We start from the raw sequence: 17,381 nt of genomic DNA on the forward strand, positions 1-17,381 counted from the left end.
GGCGCAGCGGCAGCAGGGGGCGACGGCCTCAGGGTGATCACCCTGAGGCCTCGTCGCTCGCTCGGGTGGAGCTACAGCATCGCCGCCGCCGCACTCGTGCTGCCCCTCCTGGCGGTCGAGCTGTGGGTGCTCGATCCGACCGGCTCCTGGCCGGTCGTCGCCGTCACGGCCGCGATCGTCTTCGCACTCATGTGCCTCGGCTGGGTCGCGTACCGTCGCACCCGTGTCTCGGTCAGCCGCCAGGGCATCGTCGAGCGCGGCTTCTTCGGCGCCACGACCGTCGTCGCCGCCCGCGACGTCGCGAAGGTCCTGCGCATCCAGCTCTACCGACCCAACAGTCTCGAGACGACCGAAGAGCTGTTCGTCGTCTGCCGCGGCGGTCGCGGCCGGTTCCGCATGCGCGGCCGGTTCTGGGATGCCGCTTCGATGGATCTCGTCGCCCGCACGCTCGACGTCGAAGAGGTGACCCGGCCCGATCCCGTCACGCTCGCCGAACTGCGCGAGAGCGACCCCGGACTGCTCTACTGGTTCGAGCGCCGCGCCCTGATGGCCTGATCAGGCGCTCGTCGCGATGCCGAGCTTCGGCGCGTCGGGCCGGCTCGACGGCAGTTCGTGGAAGCCGAGTCGGTCGTAGAACGCCCGCGCGCCGGTGTTCTCAGCGGCGAGTCCGAGGTGGAGCGCATCGACGCCGCGCTCGGCGAGCGCCGCGCGCACCGTGTCGATGAGCCGCCGCCCCCAGCCCTGGCCCTGCAGTTCGGGCAGGAGGTCGATGTGCAGGTGGGCCGGATAGTCGTCGAGCTCGTCGATGAGCATGCGTTCGGGATGCAGGCCCGCGTCGACGAGGGCCGCCTCGGAGAACGCTGGCTGGTGCGCGGTCGGCGGTGCGACGACGGGATGCCGCTCCGCGAAGCCGGGCGCCCACTCGCGCTTCCACCACTCGACGAAGTCGGCTGTGTCGGCGACCGCCATGACGTACCCGGCCGCCCGCTGTTCGTCGGCGACGACGAAGACGAGGTCGGGCGCGTACTCGAGGTACGGCAGGGCGAACACCTCGGGCATGAGCGTGTCGTCGGAGTACACCCCGGTCGCGTCGCCGCCGGCCGCAGCGGTGCGCAGGCAGATCAATGCGACGTCGTCGCGATCGGACGGACGGTACGGTCGGATCTCGAACGCCATCAGCGACGCTTGGCCATGCCGAAGATGCCGGTGATGACCTCCTTGATCACCGTCTGCGTCGTGCGCGAGCCGAGCACCTCCTCGAGCGCCGACTTCTCCTTCGACTTCGACCGCGAGCTCGTGCGCGACCGCGAGCTCCCCGACGTCTGCTTCATCAGCCGGTCGTACTCGGCCTGCGCCTTCTTGTCGGCCTTCGCCGCATCGGCCTCGATCTTGGCCTGCATCTTCGCGTACTCGGCATCGGCCTTCGCCTTGGCGGCGGCCGCCTGCTCGGCGTCGACCTTCGCTGCGGCATCCGCGAGCTTCTTCGTCAGGATCTCGTGAGCCGACTCGCGATCGATGCCGGTCGCATACTTCGCCGTGAGCGGCGACGCGGCGACCGCCGCGTCGATCACGGCGTCGGGCGAGGGCGACATCGACGCCTGGGGTGCGCGCAGCCGCGTCCACGCCACGGGCGACGGCGCGCCCTTCTCGTTCATGACCGTGACGATCGCCTCGCCCGTGCCGAGCATGGTGAGCGTCTCCTCCAGGTCGTAGCCCGAGTTCGGGTACGTCGACACGGTCGCCTTGAGCGCCTTCGCGTCGTCGGGGGTGAACGCGCGCAGCTGGTGCTGCACCCGCGAGCCGAGCTGGGCGAGCACGTCGCCCGGCACGTCCTTCGGCGTCTGCGTCACGAAGAACACGCCGACGCCCTTCGACCGGATGAGCCGCACGGTCTGCGTGATCTGCGCGAGGAACTCCTTCGAGGCGTCCTTGAAGAGCAGGTGCGCCTCGTCGAAGAAGAACACGAGCTTCGGCTTGTCGAGGTCGCCGACCTCGGGCAGGTCGGTGAAGAGGTCGGCGAGCAGCCACATGAGGAACGTCGAGTACAGCGCCGGCTTGTCGGCGACGCCCGGTACCTCGAGCAGGCTGATCACGCCGCGCCCGTCGGCGGCTGTGCGCAGGAACTCGGCGGTGTCGATCTCGGGCTCGCCGAAGAACACGTCGGCGCCCTGGTCGGCGAACGTGATGAGCTCGCGCAGGATGACCCCGACCGTCGCCTTCGACAGGCCGCCGAGCCCCTCGAGCTCGCCCTTGCCCGCGTCGCTCACGAGGTAGGCGAGCACGGCGCGCAGGTCCTCGAGGTCGAGGAGCGCGAGCCCCTCGCGGTTCGCGTAGTGGAAGACGAGCCCGAGGCTGGACTCCTGGGTGTCGTTGAGGCCGAGCACCTTCGACAGCAGCAGCGGTCCGAAGCCCGAGATCGTCGCGCGGATCGGCACGCCGCGGCCGACGCCGCCGAGCGAGAAGAACTCGGTCGGGAAGCTCGCCGCCGTCCACTCCTGGCCGATGCCGGCCGTGCGCTTGAGGAGCTTCTCGTTGCCCTCGCCGGGGGTCGCGACGCCCGAGAGGTCGCCCTTGATGTCGGCCGCGAACACCGCGACGCCCGCCGCCGAGAGCTGCTCGGCGAGCACCTGCAGGGTGCGGGTCTTGCCGGTGCCGGTGGCTCCGGCGACGAGGCCGTGCCGGTTCGTCATGGCGATCGGGATGCGCACCGGCACGGAGGGGTCGGCCTCGCCGTTGACGAGCGCGCCCATCTCGAGGGCCGGACCCTCGAAGGCGTACCCGGCGCGCACCGTCTCGACGTGCTTCGCGTCGAGGGGGCCGGATGCCCCGGCCGCGGGCGGTGCGGATGCCGGCGTGCTCGCGGCGGGCGTCTCGGGCGCCGGTGCGGCCGGAGTTCCGGCTGCGGCGGACGGCTCCGTCGGCGCCGGCGTCTCTGCCGCGGCATCCCCGGCCTTCGCCGCCTCGGCGGCCGCTTTCGCGAGCGCCGCCGCCTCCTCAGCCGCCTTGATCGCGGCCTCGGCCTGCGCCTGCAGCGCCTTCGCCGCCTCGGCCGCAGCGGCGGCCGCCTCCTGAGCTTGCTTCACCGCGTCATCGGCCATGCGGCGATCCTATCGAGGGGATGCCGCCGATCCCGGCGACGGCTTGGCCGAGCCGGGACGCGCGTCTCGCAGCATGCCGGCCACCACGAGGGCGACGGCGCCGACGAGCACGAGCAGCCACAGGCCGAGCGCGTACGAATTCGTCTCGGGGTTGTACGTCGCGCCCATCACGAGCGGCGGGAAGTAGCCGCCGAGGCCGCCGGCGGCCGCGACCACACCGGTGACGGCGCCGACCTTGTCGGGCGGAGTCGACGGACCGACCCACGCGAAGACCGCGCCCATGCCGAGGCCCATCGCCGCAGCCATGAGGATGAACGTGACCCCGGTGAGGATGCCCTCGGGCGGCTGCTGCCCGACGATGTACGCGAGCGAGACGATGCCGGCGAGCGAGATGAGCGAGATCACCTTCGGTCCGACGTGGTCGGCGAGCGTGCCGCCGATCGGCCGCGCGATCACGGCCGCGGCCGCGAACAGCGCGGTGCGCGTGCCCGCCCCGACCGGGTCGACCTCGTCGGGGTAGATCGTCGTGAGGTACTTCGGCAGGAACGTCGAGAAGGCGACGAAGCCGCCGAAGACGATGCCGTAGAGGAACGCCATCTCCCACGTGATCGGCAGCTTCAGCGCGCCGACCACCTTCGGCACGAGCGGCTGCCGGCTCGGCTCCCATCGGGGCGAGTCGCGCAGGAACAGCCAGACGACGATCGCCGCCACGGCCATGATTCCGGCGACGAGGAGGTGCGTCGGAAGGTAGCCGATCGACTCGGCGAGGCGCGGCGTGAGGAACGCCGAGATCGCCGTGCCGATCATGCCCATGCCGAACACGCCGGTCGCGAAACCGCGCCGTTTCGCCTCGTACCAGGCGCTCGAGAACGGCACGCCGACCGCGAAGATCGTGCCGGCGACGCCGAGGTAGAACCCCGCCACGAGCAGCAGCGGGAAGCTCTTGATCTCGCCGGCGAGCGCGACGAGCAGCACCGCGGGCACCGACCCGAGCAGCACGATGGTGAACATCTTGCGCCCGCCGAAGCGGTCGGTCATGGCCCCCGTCACGATGCGCCCGAGCGCGCCGACGAGCACGGGCGTCGCGAGCATGAGCGAGATCTGCCCCTCGTCGAGGCCCATCTCGGTCGCGTACGTCTTCTGCAGCGGGGCGATGAGCATCCACGCCCAGAAGCCGATCGCCGAGGCGAACGTGGCGAGCAGCACCTGGCCGAGTTGCCCTTTGAGCGGGGGCGGGCCCGGCGCCTCGGCCACTGCCCCGGCCTGCTTCGATGACTCGCTCAACGCTGCCCCCGATCGGTGCGATGTGCCGGCGAACCCGCCGTCTGCGCCCGACAGTACCGGGCGTATGACCCGTGTGGCCAGCCATTTCGGCCGAGTTCGTGAACATCGGATAAACCCGGTGAAACGCCTCGACAGACCGCCGCCGTGCGCAATACGGTCGGTAGTGTCCGCGTCAAGCGGCAACCCCGGCGGCGCCGGCAACGGCGTTCGTCGCACAGGCGAGGAGGCCTTCGTGAGTCAGACGCCCCCGAGTTCGAGCGGTCCAGCCACCGACGGCGCGCTCGCCGATGCCCTCGTCAAGCTCGGCCGCTTCGTGCGGCCCGGCGAGGTGTCTCCCGACCTGCGCACGGTGACCCTCGAGGGCGGTCGCAAGGGCGACGTCTTCTATCGCGACCGCTGGTCACACGACAAGGTCGTCCGCTCCACCCACGGGGTGAACTGCACGGGCTCCTGCTCGTGGAAGGTCTACGTGAAGGACGGCATCATCACGTGGGAGACGCAGGAGACCGACTACCCGTCGGTCGGCCCCGACTCCCCCGAGTACGAGCCCCGCGGCTGCCCGCGCGGCGCCGCCTTCAGCTGGTACACCTACTCCCCGACGCGCGTGCGCTACCCCTACCTGCGCGGCGTGTTGGTCGAGCGGTACCGGGCTGCGAAGGCCCGGGTCGGCGGCGACCCCGTGCTCGCCTGGGCGGCGCTCGTCGACGACCCCGAGGCATCCCGTGCGTACAAGCGGGCCCGCGGCAAGGGCGGGCTCGTGCGCGCGAGCTGGGACGAGGCGCTCGAGATCATCGCGGCGGCGCACGTGCACACCATCAAGGCGTACGGGCCCGACCGGGTCGCGGGCTTCTCCCCGATCCCGGCGATGTCGATGGTGTCGCACGGCGCGGGTGCCCGCTTCATCAACCTCATCGGCGGCACGATGCAGTCGTTCTACGACTGGTACGCCGACCTGCCCGTCGCGAGCCCGCAGGTGTTCGGCGACCAGACCGACGTGCCCGAGTCGGCCGACTGGTGGAACTCCACCTACCTCATGATGTGGGGCTCGAACGTGCCGGTCACCCGCACGCCCGACGCGCACTTCATGACCGAGGCCCGCTACCGCGGCCAGAAGGTCGTGACGGTCTCGCCCGACTACGCCGACAACACGAAGTTCGCCGACGAATGGCTCGCGCCGCACCCGGGCACCGACGCCGCCCTCGCGATGGCGATGGGACACGTGATCCTGCGGGAGTTCCTCGTCGAGCGGCGCACCGAGCGCTTCGCGCAGTACCTGAAGACCTATTCGGATGCCCCCTACCTGGTCACCCTCGAACCGCGGGGCGACGGCTTCGTACCGGGGAAGTTCCTCACCGCGGCCGATCTCGGCGGCGAATCGGCGGGGGTCGCGAATGCCGCGTTCAAGACCGTGCTGCTCGGCGAGGGCGGCGAGCCCGTCGTGCCGAACGGCTCGCTCGGGCACCGGTTCAGCGCCGACGACGAGGGCAGGTGGAACCTCGACCTCGAGGGCGTCGACCCGCTGCTCTCGATCATGGACGACGCCGCATGGCTCGGCGCGACCGCGGCCGTCGACCTGCCGCGCTTCGACGTCGCGCCCGCGCCGGGTGCCGAGCACGAGGGCGGTGCCGGCGTCGTTCGCCGCGGCGTGCCCACGGTCGAAGTCGCCGGCAGCACCGTGACGACCGTGTTCGACCTGGTGCTCGCCCAGTACGGGGTCCCCCGTGACGGGCTGCACGGCGAATGGCCGACCGGCTACGACGACCCGTCCACGCCCGGCACACCGGCGTGGCAGGAGGAGATCACGGGCGTTCCCGCCGAGCAGGCCGAGCGCATCGGTCGCGAGTTCGCCGACAACGCCGAACGCTCGGGCGGCCGCTCGATGATCCTCATGGGCGCGGGCACCAACCACTGGTTCCACTCCGACACGATCTACCGCACGTTCCTCGCGCTCACGACGATGACCGGGTGCCAGGGCGTCAACGGCGGCGGCTGGGCGCACTACGTCGGCCAGGAGAAGGTGCGGCCCGTCACCGGATACACCCAGTACGGCACCGCGAGCGACTGGTCCCGGCCGGGCCGCGCGATGATCGGCACCGCGTTCTGGTACCTCGCGACCGACCAGTGGCGCTACGACGGACTCCCCGCCGACCAGCTCGCCTCGCCGCTCGCGGCGGGCCTGTTCGCGGGGCGGACGACCGCCGACTGCCTCGTCGAGTCGGCGAAGCGCGGCTGGATGCCGAGCTATCCCACGTTCGACCGCAACCCGCTCGACCTCGTCGACGACGCGCGGGCCGCCGGCCGCGAACCCGCCGAGTACGTCGTCGACTCGCTGAACGACGGGTCGCTGCGGTTCGCGTGCGAGGACCCCGACTCGCCCGAGAACTTCCCGCGCGTGCTCAACGTGTGGCGGGCGAACATCCTCGGCTCCTCGGGCAAGGGCAACGAATACTTCCTCAAGCACCTGCTCGGCACCGACTCGGCGGTGCGCGCCGCCGAGGCGCCGCCCGAGCGCAGGCCGAACACGATCGAATGGCACGATGAGGCGCCCGAGGGCAAGCTCGACCTGCTCGTCACGACCGACTTCCGCATGACCTCGACGACGCTGTTCTCCGACGTCGTGCTGCCGGCCGCGACCTGGTACGAGAAGCACGACCTCTCGTCGACCGACATGCACCCGTTCGTCCACTCGTTCAACCCGGCGATCGCGCCGCCCTGGCAGACGAAGACCGACTTCGAGATCTTCCACCTCATCGCGCAGCGCCTCTCGCTCTACGCGCGAAAGCACCTCGGCACCCGCAGCGACCTCGTCGCAGCTCCCCTCATGCACGACACCCCCGACGCGATGGCGACGCCGCACGGCATCGTCGAGGACGGGTTGCCGCTCGTGCCCGGGGTCACGATGCCCAAGCTCGTCGTCGTCGAGCGCGACTACACCGCGATCGCCGACAAGATGGCGACGCTCGGCCCCTCGCAGCGTCGGCGGGCATGGTCACGAAGGGCATCGTGTTCGACCCGACGCCAGAGGTCGCCGAGCTCGGGCGCCTCAACGGCGTCGCGACGAGCGGTGCCGGCGCCGGGCAGCCGCTGCTCGATTCCGACGTGAAGGTGTGCGAGGCCATCCTCGCGCTCTCGGGCACGACGAACGGCCGGCTCTCGGTGCAGGGGTTCCGCCAACTCGAAAAGCGCACCGGGCAACGCATCGCCCAACTCGCCGAGGATCACGAGGGTGGCCGCATCCGGTTCGCCGACGTGCAGTCGCGCCCCGTCTCGGTCATCACGAGCCCCGAGTGGTCGGGCTCCGAGCACGGCGGCCGCCGCTACACGGCCTTCGCGATCAACGTCGAGCACCTGAAGCCGTGGCACACCCTCACCGGCCGCCAGCACTTCTTCCTCGACCACGACTGGATGAGCGAGCTCGGTGAGAACCTGCCGGTCTACCGGCCTCCGCTCGACCTCGCACGGCTCTTCGGGGACTCGCCGGCGCCCGGTTCGACGGCGCCGAGCGGCGACCCCGCAGCGGCCGGCCGCGCCGAGGTCGCGGTGCGCTACCTCACGCCGCACTCGAAGTGGTCGATCCACTCCGAGTACCAGGACAACCTCTTCATGCTTTCGCTCTCGCGCGGCGGCCCCACGATCTGGATGAGCCCGCAGGACGCGGAGAAGATCGGCGTGCGCGACAACGAGTGGATCGAGTCGTACAACCGCAACGGCGTCGTCGTCGCCCGCGCGATCGTCTCGCACCGCATGCCCGAGGGCACGGTGTACATGTACCACGCGAAGGACCGGACGGTGGATGTGCCGCGGACCGAGACGAGCGGCCTCCGCGGCGGCATCCACAATTCGCTGACCCGCGTGCTGCTGAAACCCAGCCACCTGATCGGCGGCTACGCGCAGCTCGCCTTCGCGTTCAACTACCTCGGCCCGACGGGCAACCAACGAGACGAGGTCACGGTGATCCGCCGTCGCAGCCAGGAGGTCGAGTACTGATGAAGGTCATGGCGCAGATGTCGATGGTCATGAACCTCGACAAGTGCATCGGGTGCCACACCTGCAGCGTCACCTGCAAGCAGGCGTGGACGAACCGCTCGGGCGTCGAGTACGTGTGGTTCAACAACGTCGAGACCCGGCCCGGCATCGGCTATCCGCGCCGCTACGAGGACCAGGAGAAGTGGGGCGGCGGCTGGATGCGCACGAAGTCGGGGCGCCTGAAGCTCCGCTCGGGCGGGCGGCTCAAGAAGCTCGCGACGATCTTCTCGAACCCGAAGCTGCCCGAGATCCACGACTACTACGAGCCGTGGACCTACGAGTACGACATGCTGCTCAACGCCCCCGCGGGCGAGCACACCCCGGTCGCGAAGCCCAAGAGCCTGCTCACCGGCGAGGACATGAAGATCTCGTGGTCGGCGAACTGGGACGACAACCTCGGCGGGTCGGGCGAGACGATGCAGGACGACCCGATCCTGCAGCACATGTCGGAGCACGTCGCGAGCGAGTTCGAGCAGACGTTCATGTTCTACCTGCCGCGCATCTGCGAGCACTGCCTGAACCCCTCGTGCGTCGCCTCGTGTCCGTCGGGCGCGATGTACAAGCGGGTCGAGGACGGGATCGTGCTCGTCGACCAGGACCAGTGCCGCGGATGGCGCATGTGCGTGTCGGGATGCCCCTACAAGAAGGTCTACTTCAACCACAAGACCGGCAAGGCCGAGAAGTGCACGCTCTGCTACCCGCGGCTCGAGGTCGGGCTGCCGACCGTCTGCTCCGAGACGTGCGTCGGTCGGCTTCGGTACCTCGGGCTCGTGCTCTACGACGCCGACAAGGTCGCCGAGGCGGCCCGCGTCGAGAACGAGCACGAGCTGCTCGAGTCGCAGCGCAGCGTCTTCCTCGACCCGCACGACCCCGCGGTCGTGCAGGCCGCGCGCGAGGCCGGCATCCCCGAGGACTGGATCGACGCCGCCCAGCGCTCCCCCATCCACAAGCTCATCAACGAGTACAAGGTCGCGCTGCCGCTGCACCCCGAGTACCGCACGATGCCGATGGTCTGGTACATCCCGCCGCTCTCCCCCGTCGTCGACGTCGTCGCCTCGTCGGGCAACGACGGCGAAGACGCGAAGACGCTGTTCTCGGCGATCTCGAAGCTGCGGATCCCGCTCGAGTACCTCGCGGGCCTGTTCACGGCGGGCGACACCCGCCCCGTCGAGGCGTCGCTGCGCAAGCTCGCCGCGATGCGCTCGTACATGCGCGGCATCAACCTCGGCGAGGGCAAGGACGAACGCATCGCCGACGCCGTCGGCATGTCGGGCGACACGCTCGAGGAGATGTACCGGCTGCTCGCGATCGCGAAGTACGAGGAGCGCTACGTCATCCCGGCCGCACACACCGAGCAGGCGCGCGAGCTCGACGAACTCGCGTGCTCGCTCGATTACGACGGCGGGCCCGGCATGGGCGGTGCAGGCCCGTTCGGCTCGTCGAGCGGCCAGCAGGTGCCGGTCGCGGTCGAGAACTTCCACGCGCTGAAGAACCGGCAGACGGCCGACCGACCCTCGTCGCCTGGCCGGGTGAACCTGCTCAACTGGGACGGCAACGGCACGCCGCAGGGGCTCTTCCCGCCGAAGGACGCCGCTTCGCCGCCGGATGGCGCCTCCTCGACGGACGGGGGCGCGTGATGGCCAGGCTGCCGCTCATCTTCCGTCGACCGGGCGACGCCCCGCGGCGGGTCGCGGGCGCCGGGTTGCGACTCACCGACGACCAGCGCCGTCTCGTGCACATGGCGGCGTCACTGCTGCTCGACTACCCGGGCGCGGGCTTCGCCGAGCGCGCGGCCGCGGTCGAGGCATCCCTTCGACAGGCTCAGGACGACGCCCTCGCAGGGCTGCCACCCGAGCTGTCGGGCGAGTTCCGCGCCTTCCTCGACCACGTCGCCGCGACGCCGGCCGCAGAGCTCGAGGCCGACTACGTCGCGACGTTCGACCTCAAGCGCAAGTGCTGCCTCTACCTCACCTACTTCCAGGCGGGCGACACCCGCAAGCGCGGCGCAGCGCTCGTGTCGTTCATCGAGACCTACCGGGCGGCCGGGTGGGAGTTCGACGCCGACGAGCTGCCCGACTTCCTGCCTGCTGTGCTCGAGTTCTCCGCGCGGAGCGATTCGCCCGAGGCATCCGAGCTCATCGCCGCCCATCGCGACGGGCTCGAGGTGCTGCGCGAGGCACTCGAGAAGCAGGGCAGCCCGTGGGCCGGGCTCGTGCGCGCCGTCTGCCGATCGCTGCCCGAGCTCGACGACGAGACCCGCGAGCGCTACCTCGCGCTCGTGAACGAGGGGCCGCCGGCCGAGACGGTCGGGCTGTCGTTCCTCGGCATGCCCGGCCGGGCGGCCACGGCACCATACGCGCCGGTCGGCGCCGCGCACGAGGAGGTCCGCGCATGAACGACGCCTGGAACGTGCTGCTCTGGGTCGCGCTGCCGTACGCGGCGTTCGCGGTGTTCGTCGTCGGGCACATCTGGCGGTACCGCTACGACAAGTTCGGCTGGACGACCAGGTCGAGCCAGACCTACGAGAATCGGCTGCTGCGCTGGGGGTCGCCGATGTTCCACCTCGGCATCCTGGCGGTGCTGGTGGGGCACGTCGTGGGCCTGCTCATCCCCCGCGAGTGGCTGTACGCGATCGGCATCGACGAGCACATGTACCACCTCGGCGCGACCGTGCTCGGCTCGCTCGCGGCACTGCTCACGATCGCGGGGCTGGCCATCCTCATCTACCGACGGCGCACCGTCGGGCCGGTGTTCCTCGCGACGACGCGCATGGACAAGGTCATGTACGTGTTCCTCGGCGGCGTCATCCTCTTCGGCTCGCTCGCCACCGTGATGTACCAGGTGCTCGGACCCGGCTACGAGTACCGAGGAACGATCGGGCCGTGGTTCCGCAGCCTCATCATCCTGCAGCCGCAGCCGCAGCTCATGGCCGAGGTGCCGCTCATGTTCCAGTTGCACGTGCTGTGCGCGACGCTGTTGTTCGCACTCTGGCCGTTCACGCGGCTCGTGCACGTGTTCTCGGCGCCCGTCGGGTACCTCTTCCGGCCGTACATCGTGTACCGCTCGCGCGACGCCGACGGCCGCACCGGGTCGCACCCGACCCGGCGCGGCTGGGAGGGCATCCAGACACCCGACCCGAAGAAGCTCACGAAGCTGTGAGGTGGTTCGTGGGCCGGTCCGGACCGGCCCAGTCGGGTGTCGGCCTCACGCCGGGAACGGCAGCGCCCGGCCCGTCTCGATCCACGACTTGAAGCTCGAGAGCACGAGCGGCCACGTCTCGGCCGTCTCCGCCTCGGCCGGGTGCCCCTCGCTCCACTCGTCGTTCGTGAAGGTCAGCTTCGTGAGGCCGTCGCCGGCGGAGTCCATGCGCCACGTCATGCGGCTGCGCAGCTCGGCGTGGTTCTCGCGATACGTGGGGCCGGGGTGCTCGGAGAGCTGCAGCAACGTGCCCGGCTCGGCGGCGAGCACCTCGCCGTAGACGTGCACGGTCTCGTCGCCGTCCTGGCCCGGGCCCACGTACTCGTAGCGCTCACCCGCGGCGAGCTCGCCGCGGATCGCCGAGCCCCACATGACGGCGCGGCTGCCCTCGTCGCCCGTGATCGCCTCCCACACCTGCTGCGGCTCGGCCGCGACGTACAGGGTCATCTCGAAATCGGACATGTCGGTGCTCCACTCTCTCGTTCTGTGCTCGGGTTCGGTTCGACGGTACGGATGCCTCGTGGCGGGCGTCTTGCAGAAACGCGACAGCGTCGCCCGGGGGTCGTGGCCACGAGCGACGGTGTCGGCGGGCGACGCCATACTCGGAGCATGCAGCCCTCGGACTACTGGCGCACGCGCGCCGGCGCGGCCGTCAAGGGCGTGCTCGCGCCGCGGAGCGGGGAGCCCGGACTCGCTCCGATCGCATCCGACGCGGCCGCTCAGCACGCGGCGAACGAACCGGTGCGGCTCGCGCGGTTTCCCGCACCGGCACCGGTCGCGCACGTGGTGCGGCACTTCTGGGTGCCCCGGTGGCGGCTGCCCACCGGCGTCGTGGTCGAACAGGGCGTGCTCGAGTACCCGTCCGCGAACCTCGTGGTCGAGCCCGACGCCGCTGCGCTGTACGGGCCATCGATCGGGCGGGGCGTCTCACGCCTCGAGGGCGAGGGCTGGGCCGTCGGCGCCCTCCTGCAACCGGGCGTCGCGGGGCTGATCGCCCCCGGCGAGATCCGCGCGCTGGTCGGCGGTTCGGTGCCGGTCGAGGCGCTGCGATTGCACGGCGCCGCGGCCGGCGTCGCCCGGGTCCGGGAGTCCGCCGGCGCCGGTCGCGACGACGAGGCGGTCGCGGCCTTCGCCGACTGGCTCGGCCTGCAGCGGCTCGCCCTCGACGACGACTCCGCCCTTGCAGCGCGGGTCGTCGAGCTCGCCGAGACCGATCGCTCCATCCTGCGGGCGAGCGAGCTCGCCGAGGCGGCCGGACTCGGGCTCCGAGCGCTCGAACGCCTCGTGCGCTCGCGGCTCGGGCTGACGCCCAAGTGGCTCATCGGCCGCTACCGCATGCAGGAGGCGGCGCACCGGCTCGCCGCGTCCGATCCGCCGCCGATCGCCGAGCTCGCGGCCGAGCTCGGCTTCTCCGACCAGGCGCATTTCACCCGCGAGTTCCGCACCGTCATCGGCGAGACCCCGCGACGGTATGCGGCGGCGGCGCGCGCGGCGGGGTTCCCTCGCGGCACCGCCCCGACCTAGGGTGAGAGGGTGAGCCCGACGGCGCGTGCGGCAGAGGTCATCGAACTCGACGGTCGCGAGGTGCGCATCTCGCACCCCGACAAGGTCGTCTTCCCCGAGCCAGGGCTCACGAAGCTCGACCTCGTCAACTACTACGTCGCCGTCGCCGACGGAGCGCTGCACGGAGCTGGCGGCCGGCCGATGGTGCTCAAGCGGTTCGTGAAGGGCATCGACCAGGAGGCGTTCTTCCAGAAGCGCGCCCCCGACAAGCGCCCCGACTGGATCGAGACGGCGACCCTGCACTACGCCTCGGGCAACTCGGCCGAAGAGGTCGTCGTGAACGATGCGGCCGCCCTCGCCTGGGTCGTCAACCTCGGATGCATCGACCTCAACCCGCACCCGGTACGGGCCGACGACCTCGACCACCCCGACGAACTGCGCGTCGATCTCGACCCGATGCCGGGCGTCGACTGGTCGCAGATCGTCGACGTCGCGTTCGTCGCGCGCGAGGTGCTCGACGACGTCGGGCTGGTCGGCTGGCCCAAGACCTCGGGCTCGCGCGGCATCCACATCTCGGTGCGCATCGCGCCCGAGTGGACCTATCCCGAGGTGCGGCTCGCCGCCGAGACGCTCGCTCGCGAGGTCGAGTCACGCGCTCCGGGACTCGCGTCGGCCCGCTGGTGGAAGGAGGAGCGCGGCGAGAGCGTGTTCGTCGACTTCAACCAGAACGCGAAGGACCGCACGGTCGCGTCTGCCTACTCGGTGCGCCCACTGCCCGACGCGCGCGTCTCGACCCCGCTCGACTGGTCGGAGGTGCGCGAGAGCAGGCCCGAGCGCTTCACCGTCGCCACGGTGCTCGAACGCTTCGCCGAGCGCGGCGATGCCGCGGCCGGCATCGACGACGCGGTCGGCCGCCTCGACGGGCTGCTGCGGCTCGCCGACGAGCTCGGGCCCGCCGAGAAGCCCCCGCGTCGCGGCTCGGGCGACGGCTCGGGGCAACGCCAGTCGACGATGCCGCTCATCGAGATCGCGCGTGCCAAGACGAAGCCCGAGGCGCTCGAGGGCCTCGAACGGTGGAAGGAGCGGCATCCCGGCGTCGTCGCACGCCTCGAACCGGCCGACGTGCTCGTCGACGGCATGCGGGGCAGCTCGTCGCTCTGGTACCGGATCCGGGTGAACCTGCAGCACGTGCCCGAGGCAGAGCGCCCTGCGCAGGAGCCGCTCGAGGTCGACTACGACCCGTGGGCGAAGTACCGCGACGAGGACGGCTCGCTGTCGTTCCCGGGCGGACGCGCCCGAGCCGAAGGAAGCGGCGCCGACGCCGGCAGCAGCTCGGACCCGACCTCGTGAGCGACCTCGGCCCCGTCGACCCCGGGCACCGCGCCGACGTCGAGTGGCTGCACCGCTGGCGCCTGCACGCCGAGGGCGACCCGCACACGACCGCCTCGAGCACGCTCATCCCGGTGCGCACGATCGACGGCATCCCCGCGGTGCTCAAGGTGGCCCACGTCGACGAAGAGGAACGCGGCGCCGAACTGCTCGAACAGCTCGACGGCCGCGGTGCCGCCCGCGTCCTGCAGCGCGACGGGCAGGCGGTGCTGCTCGAACGCGCGACCGGCACACGCGACCTCGTGCAGATGGTCGTCGACGGCGACGACGACGGCGCGACCCGCATCATCTGCGAAGCGGCGGCGCGCGTGCATCGCGACCCCGTCGAGCTCCCCACCCTCGCCGACTCGGGGGTCCCGCTGCTCGTCCCGCTCGAGGAGTGGTTCCGCGAGTTGTTCGCGCACGCCGACGACTTCGACCCGCTGCACCGGCAGGGTGCCGACTACGCCGACCGCCTGCTCTCCTCCCAACATGACGTGCGCGCGCTGCACGGCGACCTGCACCACGGCAACGTGCTCGACTTCGGCGAGCGCGGGTGGCTGGTGATCGACCCGAAGGGACTCGTCGGCGAGGCGACCTTCGACTACTGCAACCTGCTGTGCAACCCGTCGCACGCGCGGGCGCTGCAGCCCGGGCGTCTCGAGCGCCAGTTCGGTGTCGTCGTCGCCGAGACCGGCATCCTGCCGTCGCGACTGCGCGACTGGCTCGTGGCGTGGTGCGCGCTGTCGTCGACCTGGTTCGCGATCGCCGACGACCCCGTGCACGCCGAGTCGGTCACGCGCATCGGGGTGACGGCGGCCGATCTCAGGCTCTGACTCGCCGACCCACCGGGAGTCGGATCCGGCTCAGGGACGAGACAGCACGACGGGCGGCCTCGACGCCCACTCCCGAACCAGCTCGGTGCGCACGGTGACGCCGGTGCCCGGCCCGTCGGGCACGCGCAACTGGCCGCGGTGCTCCCCCTCGCCGAGCACGAACGGCTCGGTCACGTCATCGGCGTAGTAGCGGTCGGACGCCGAGGTGTCGCCTGGCAGCGTGAACCCGGGCAGCGCGGCGAGCGCCACGTTGGCCGCCCGGCCGATGCCGGTCTCGAGCATGCCGCCGCACCACACCGGCACGTCGAGCTCGCGGCACGCGTCGTGCACGCGCAGCGCCTCGAGGTAGCCGCCCATGCGTCCGGGCTTGATGTTGACGATGCTCGTGGCACCGCGATCGATCGCGTCGACCGCCGTCGCGGCATCCAGTATCGATTCGTCGAGGCAGACCGGGGTGTCGCAGGCGGCCGCGAGGCGGGCGTGGGTGGCGAGATCCTCCTCGGCGAAGGGCTGCTCGATGAGCAGCAGGTCGAACGCGTCGAGGCTCGCGAGCGTCGGGATGTCGTCGCCCGTGTACGCCGTGTTCGCATCGACCTGCAGCAGCCCTCCGGCGCCCATGAGCTCGCGCACGGCGGCGACGGGCACGACGTCCCAGCCGGGCTTGATCTTGAGCTTGATGCGCCGGTACCCGGCCTCGAGGTAGCCGGTGACCTCGTCGAGCAGTTCCTCGAGCGTCGGCGCGATGCCGACCGAGACGCCGCAGTCGACCCACTCGCGTTCGGCGCCGAACGCCTCACCCATCGAGCGCCCCTGCGCACGCAGCTCGGCGTCGAGCACGGCCGCCTCGAGCGCGGCCTTCGCCATGCGATGGCCGGCCACGAACGCGAGCGTTCGGGCGACCGACCGTGCGAGCGGCACCGAGGCGCCGCGGTCGCCGGCGCCGTCGGCAGCGTCGGCCGCCACTTGGCCGCCGTGCGGGTGCGGTGCGTCGAGCAGGGCGGGACCGAGGAACTGTTCGATGACGGATGCCGCGCCGTCGACGTACTCGGACGAGTAGAACGGCTCCCGGCCGGCCACGCACTCGCCCCAGCCTTCGCCGGTGTCGGTGCGGACGTGCACGAGCAGCGCCTCGCGCACCGTCTCTCGGCCGAAGCTCGTCTCGAACGGACGCACGAGCGGCACCTCGATGCGGTGCAGCTCGATCGCCTCGATGCGGGTCGGGTTCGTCATCTCGCCTCCTCGGCCTCGGGTGCGCGGTCGGGCGCGTCGGCGGTGAACACGTAGTTCCCGTCGGCGTCGAGCTCGGGCCGCAGCCCCTGCCGCGCCATCTCGGTGAACGCGCGCACGGATGCCTCGCGCATCCGCGCCGCGCCGGCTGCGTCATCCCGCCGTAGTGCCTCGAAGTCGGGCACGAGCGCGAAGCCGTTCGATCCCGACCAGCGGGCCGGCACGCCGCCGGCGAGCGCACGCCGCACGCGTGGCGAGTCGAGTCGCCAGCGCACCTCGAAACGGTCGCTGCGGTCGGCGCCCGAGATGTCGTCGCCGAGCACGCCGTAGAACTCGGGCAGGTACGCGGCGACCTCGGCACCGAGCCGCACGAGGTTCATGTGCGCGTTGCGGCGGATGAGCGGGTCGAACGTCCAGCGGATCTCGTCGACGCGATGCTCGAGGCAGATCGCGCGCTGGCGGAGCTTCAGCGCGAGCCCGATGCCGTGGCCGCGGGCGGCCGGCGCGACCGCGTTCATGTGCGAGTGCAGGTGGATGCCCTCGTTCCAGCCGAGGAACCCGAGCGTCGACCCGAGCAGTTCGCCCGGCCTCGCGAACGGCGGCGTCGACGAGGCATCCACCCCGCCCTCGTCGTCGGCGACCGCGACGAGCACCGTGCCGCCCGCGTGCACCAGGGCGCGGATCATCGAGTGGTCGGGGCCGCGACCCGCGCCCCACGTCGACTCGAACCGGTCGAGCACCGCGGCGATCTCGTGCTCGGCGGCCTCGCGCGTGATGATGCCTGCGCCGAGGTCGGCCCGATCGGCGGCGGTGAGGGCTTCGGCGACGGCGGCGTCCATGT

At 71.3% G+C, this 17,381-nt stretch carries 13 protein-coding genes and 1 pseudogene; 8 read left to right on the forward strand and 6 right to left on the reverse strand.

Annotated features, from left to right (window positions below; genetic code table 11):
• Window positions 1–33: 33 nt before the first annotated feature.
• Complete coding sequence (locus MUN74_RS03600) at window positions 34–555, forward strand: hypothetical protein (RefSeq protein ID WP_244855049.1); 522 nt, start codon at window positions 34–36, stop codon at window positions 553–555.
• Here the strand turns inward: MUN74_RS03600 and MUN74_RS03605 are convergent, their stop codons facing one another.
• Genes MUN74_RS03605 through MUN74_RS03615 form a run of 3 tightly spaced genes read right to left on the reverse strand, consistent with a single transcriptional unit; the run spans window position 556 to window position 4,382 of the window.
• Complete coding sequence (locus tag MUN74_RS03605) at window positions 556–1,176, reverse strand: GNAT family N-acetyltransferase (RefSeq protein WP_244855050.1); 621 nt, start codon at window positions 1,174–1,176, stop codon at window positions 556–558.
• The gene (locus tag MUN74_RS03610; protein ID WP_244855051.1) at window positions 1,176–3,098 is read right to left on the reverse strand and encodes a helicase HerA-like domain-containing protein; all 1,923 of its coding nucleotides are present in this window, start codon (window positions 3,096–3,098) and stop codon (window positions 1,176–1,178) included. Before MUN74_RS03610 ends, MUN74_RS03605 begins: the two co-directional genes overlap by 1 nt.
• 9 nt (window positions 3,099–3,107) lie before the next feature.
• On the reverse strand, window positions 3,108–4,382 hold the full coding sequence (locus MUN74_RS03615) for a nitrate/nitrite transporter (protein WP_370647343.1): 1,275 nt from the start codon (window positions 4,380–4,382) through the stop codon (window positions 3,108–3,110).
• Between the two features lie 232 nt (window positions 4,383–4,614).
• Between MUN74_RS03615 and MUN74_RS03620 the strand changes: the two are divergent.
• From MUN74_RS03620 to narI, 4 genes and pseudogenes are all read left to right on the forward strand, one after another.
• A pseudogene (locus MUN74_RS03620) lies at window positions 4,615–8,369 on the forward strand (nitrate reductase subunit alpha).
• Complete coding sequence (narH, locus tag MUN74_RS03625) at window positions 8,369–10,045, forward strand: nitrate reductase subunit beta (RefSeq protein WP_244855052.1); 1,677 nt, start codon at window positions 8,369–8,371, stop codon at window positions 10,043–10,045. The pseudogene MUN74_RS03620 and the gene narH overlap by 1 nt, the downstream one beginning before the upstream one ends.
• A complete protein-coding gene (gene narJ / locus MUN74_RS03630) occupies window positions 10,045–10,803 on the forward strand; it encodes a nitrate reductase molybdenum cofactor assembly chaperone (protein WP_244855053.1) in 759 nt (252 codons plus the stop codon). The genes narH and narJ overlap by 1 nt, the downstream gene beginning before the upstream one ends.
• Window positions 10,800–11,567: a respiratory nitrate reductase subunit gamma gene (gene narI / locus MUN74_RS03635; RefSeq protein WP_244855054.1), complete on the forward strand. Its 768-nt coding sequence runs from the start codon at window positions 10,800–10,802 to the stop codon at window positions 11,565–11,567. Before narJ ends, narI begins: the two co-directional genes overlap by 4 nt.
• Window positions 11,568–11,612: 45 nt before the next feature.
• Here narI and MUN74_RS03640 read toward each other — a convergent pair whose 3' ends face one another.
• Entirely contained in the window at window positions 11,613–12,068 is a 456-nt protein-coding gene (locus tag MUN74_RS03640; RefSeq protein WP_244855055.1) for an SRPBCC domain-containing protein, read from the reverse strand.
• Window positions 12,069–12,215: 147 nt separating this feature from the next.
• On the opposite strand from MUN74_RS03640, the gene MUN74_RS03645 reads away from it, so the two are divergent.
• From MUN74_RS03645 to MUN74_RS03655, 3 genes are read left to right on the forward strand one after another with little or no spacing between them, the layout of a single operon-like run.
• Window positions 12,216–13,130 (forward strand): helix-turn-helix domain-containing protein, encoded by a 915-nt coding sequence (locus MUN74_RS03645; RefSeq protein WP_244855056.1) that lies wholly within the window; start codon window positions 12,216–12,218, stop codon window positions 13,128–13,130.
• 9 nt (window positions 13,131–13,139) lie between these two features.
• On the forward strand, window positions 13,140–14,459 hold the full coding sequence (ligD, locus tag MUN74_RS03650; RefSeq protein WP_244855057.1) for a non-homologous end-joining DNA ligase: 1,320 nt from the start codon (window positions 13,140–13,142) through the stop codon (window positions 14,457–14,459).
• Window positions 14,456–15,313 (forward strand): aminoglycoside phosphotransferase family protein, encoded by an 858-nt coding sequence (locus MUN74_RS03655; protein WP_244855058.1) that lies wholly within the window; start codon window positions 14,456–14,458, stop codon window positions 15,311–15,313. Before ligD ends, MUN74_RS03655 begins: the two co-directional genes overlap by 4 nt.
• A 30-nt stretch (window positions 15,314–15,343) precedes the next feature.
• On the opposite strand, the gene menC is transcribed toward MUN74_RS03655, so the two are convergent.
• Together menC and MUN74_RS03665 are read right to left on the reverse strand one after the other, a co-directional pair.
• The gene (menC, locus tag MUN74_RS03660) at window positions 15,344–16,543 is read right to left on the reverse strand and encodes an o-succinylbenzoate synthase (protein ID WP_244855059.1); all 1,200 of its coding nucleotides are present in this window, start codon (window positions 16,541–16,543) and stop codon (window positions 15,344–15,346) included.
• Window positions 16,540–17,379, reverse strand: coding sequence for a GNAT family N-acetyltransferase (locus MUN74_RS03665; protein WP_244855060.1), 840 nt, complete (start codon window positions 17,377–17,379; stop codon window positions 16,540–16,542). The genes menC and MUN74_RS03665 overlap by 4 nt, the downstream gene beginning before the upstream one ends.
• Between the last annotated feature and the right edge of the window lie 2 nt (window positions 17,380–17,381).

The sequence above is a fragment of the Agromyces sp. H17E-10 genome, assembly GCF_022919715.1.
Classification (GTDB): domain Bacteria; phylum Actinomycetota; class Actinomycetes; order Actinomycetales; family Microbacteriaceae; genus Agromyces.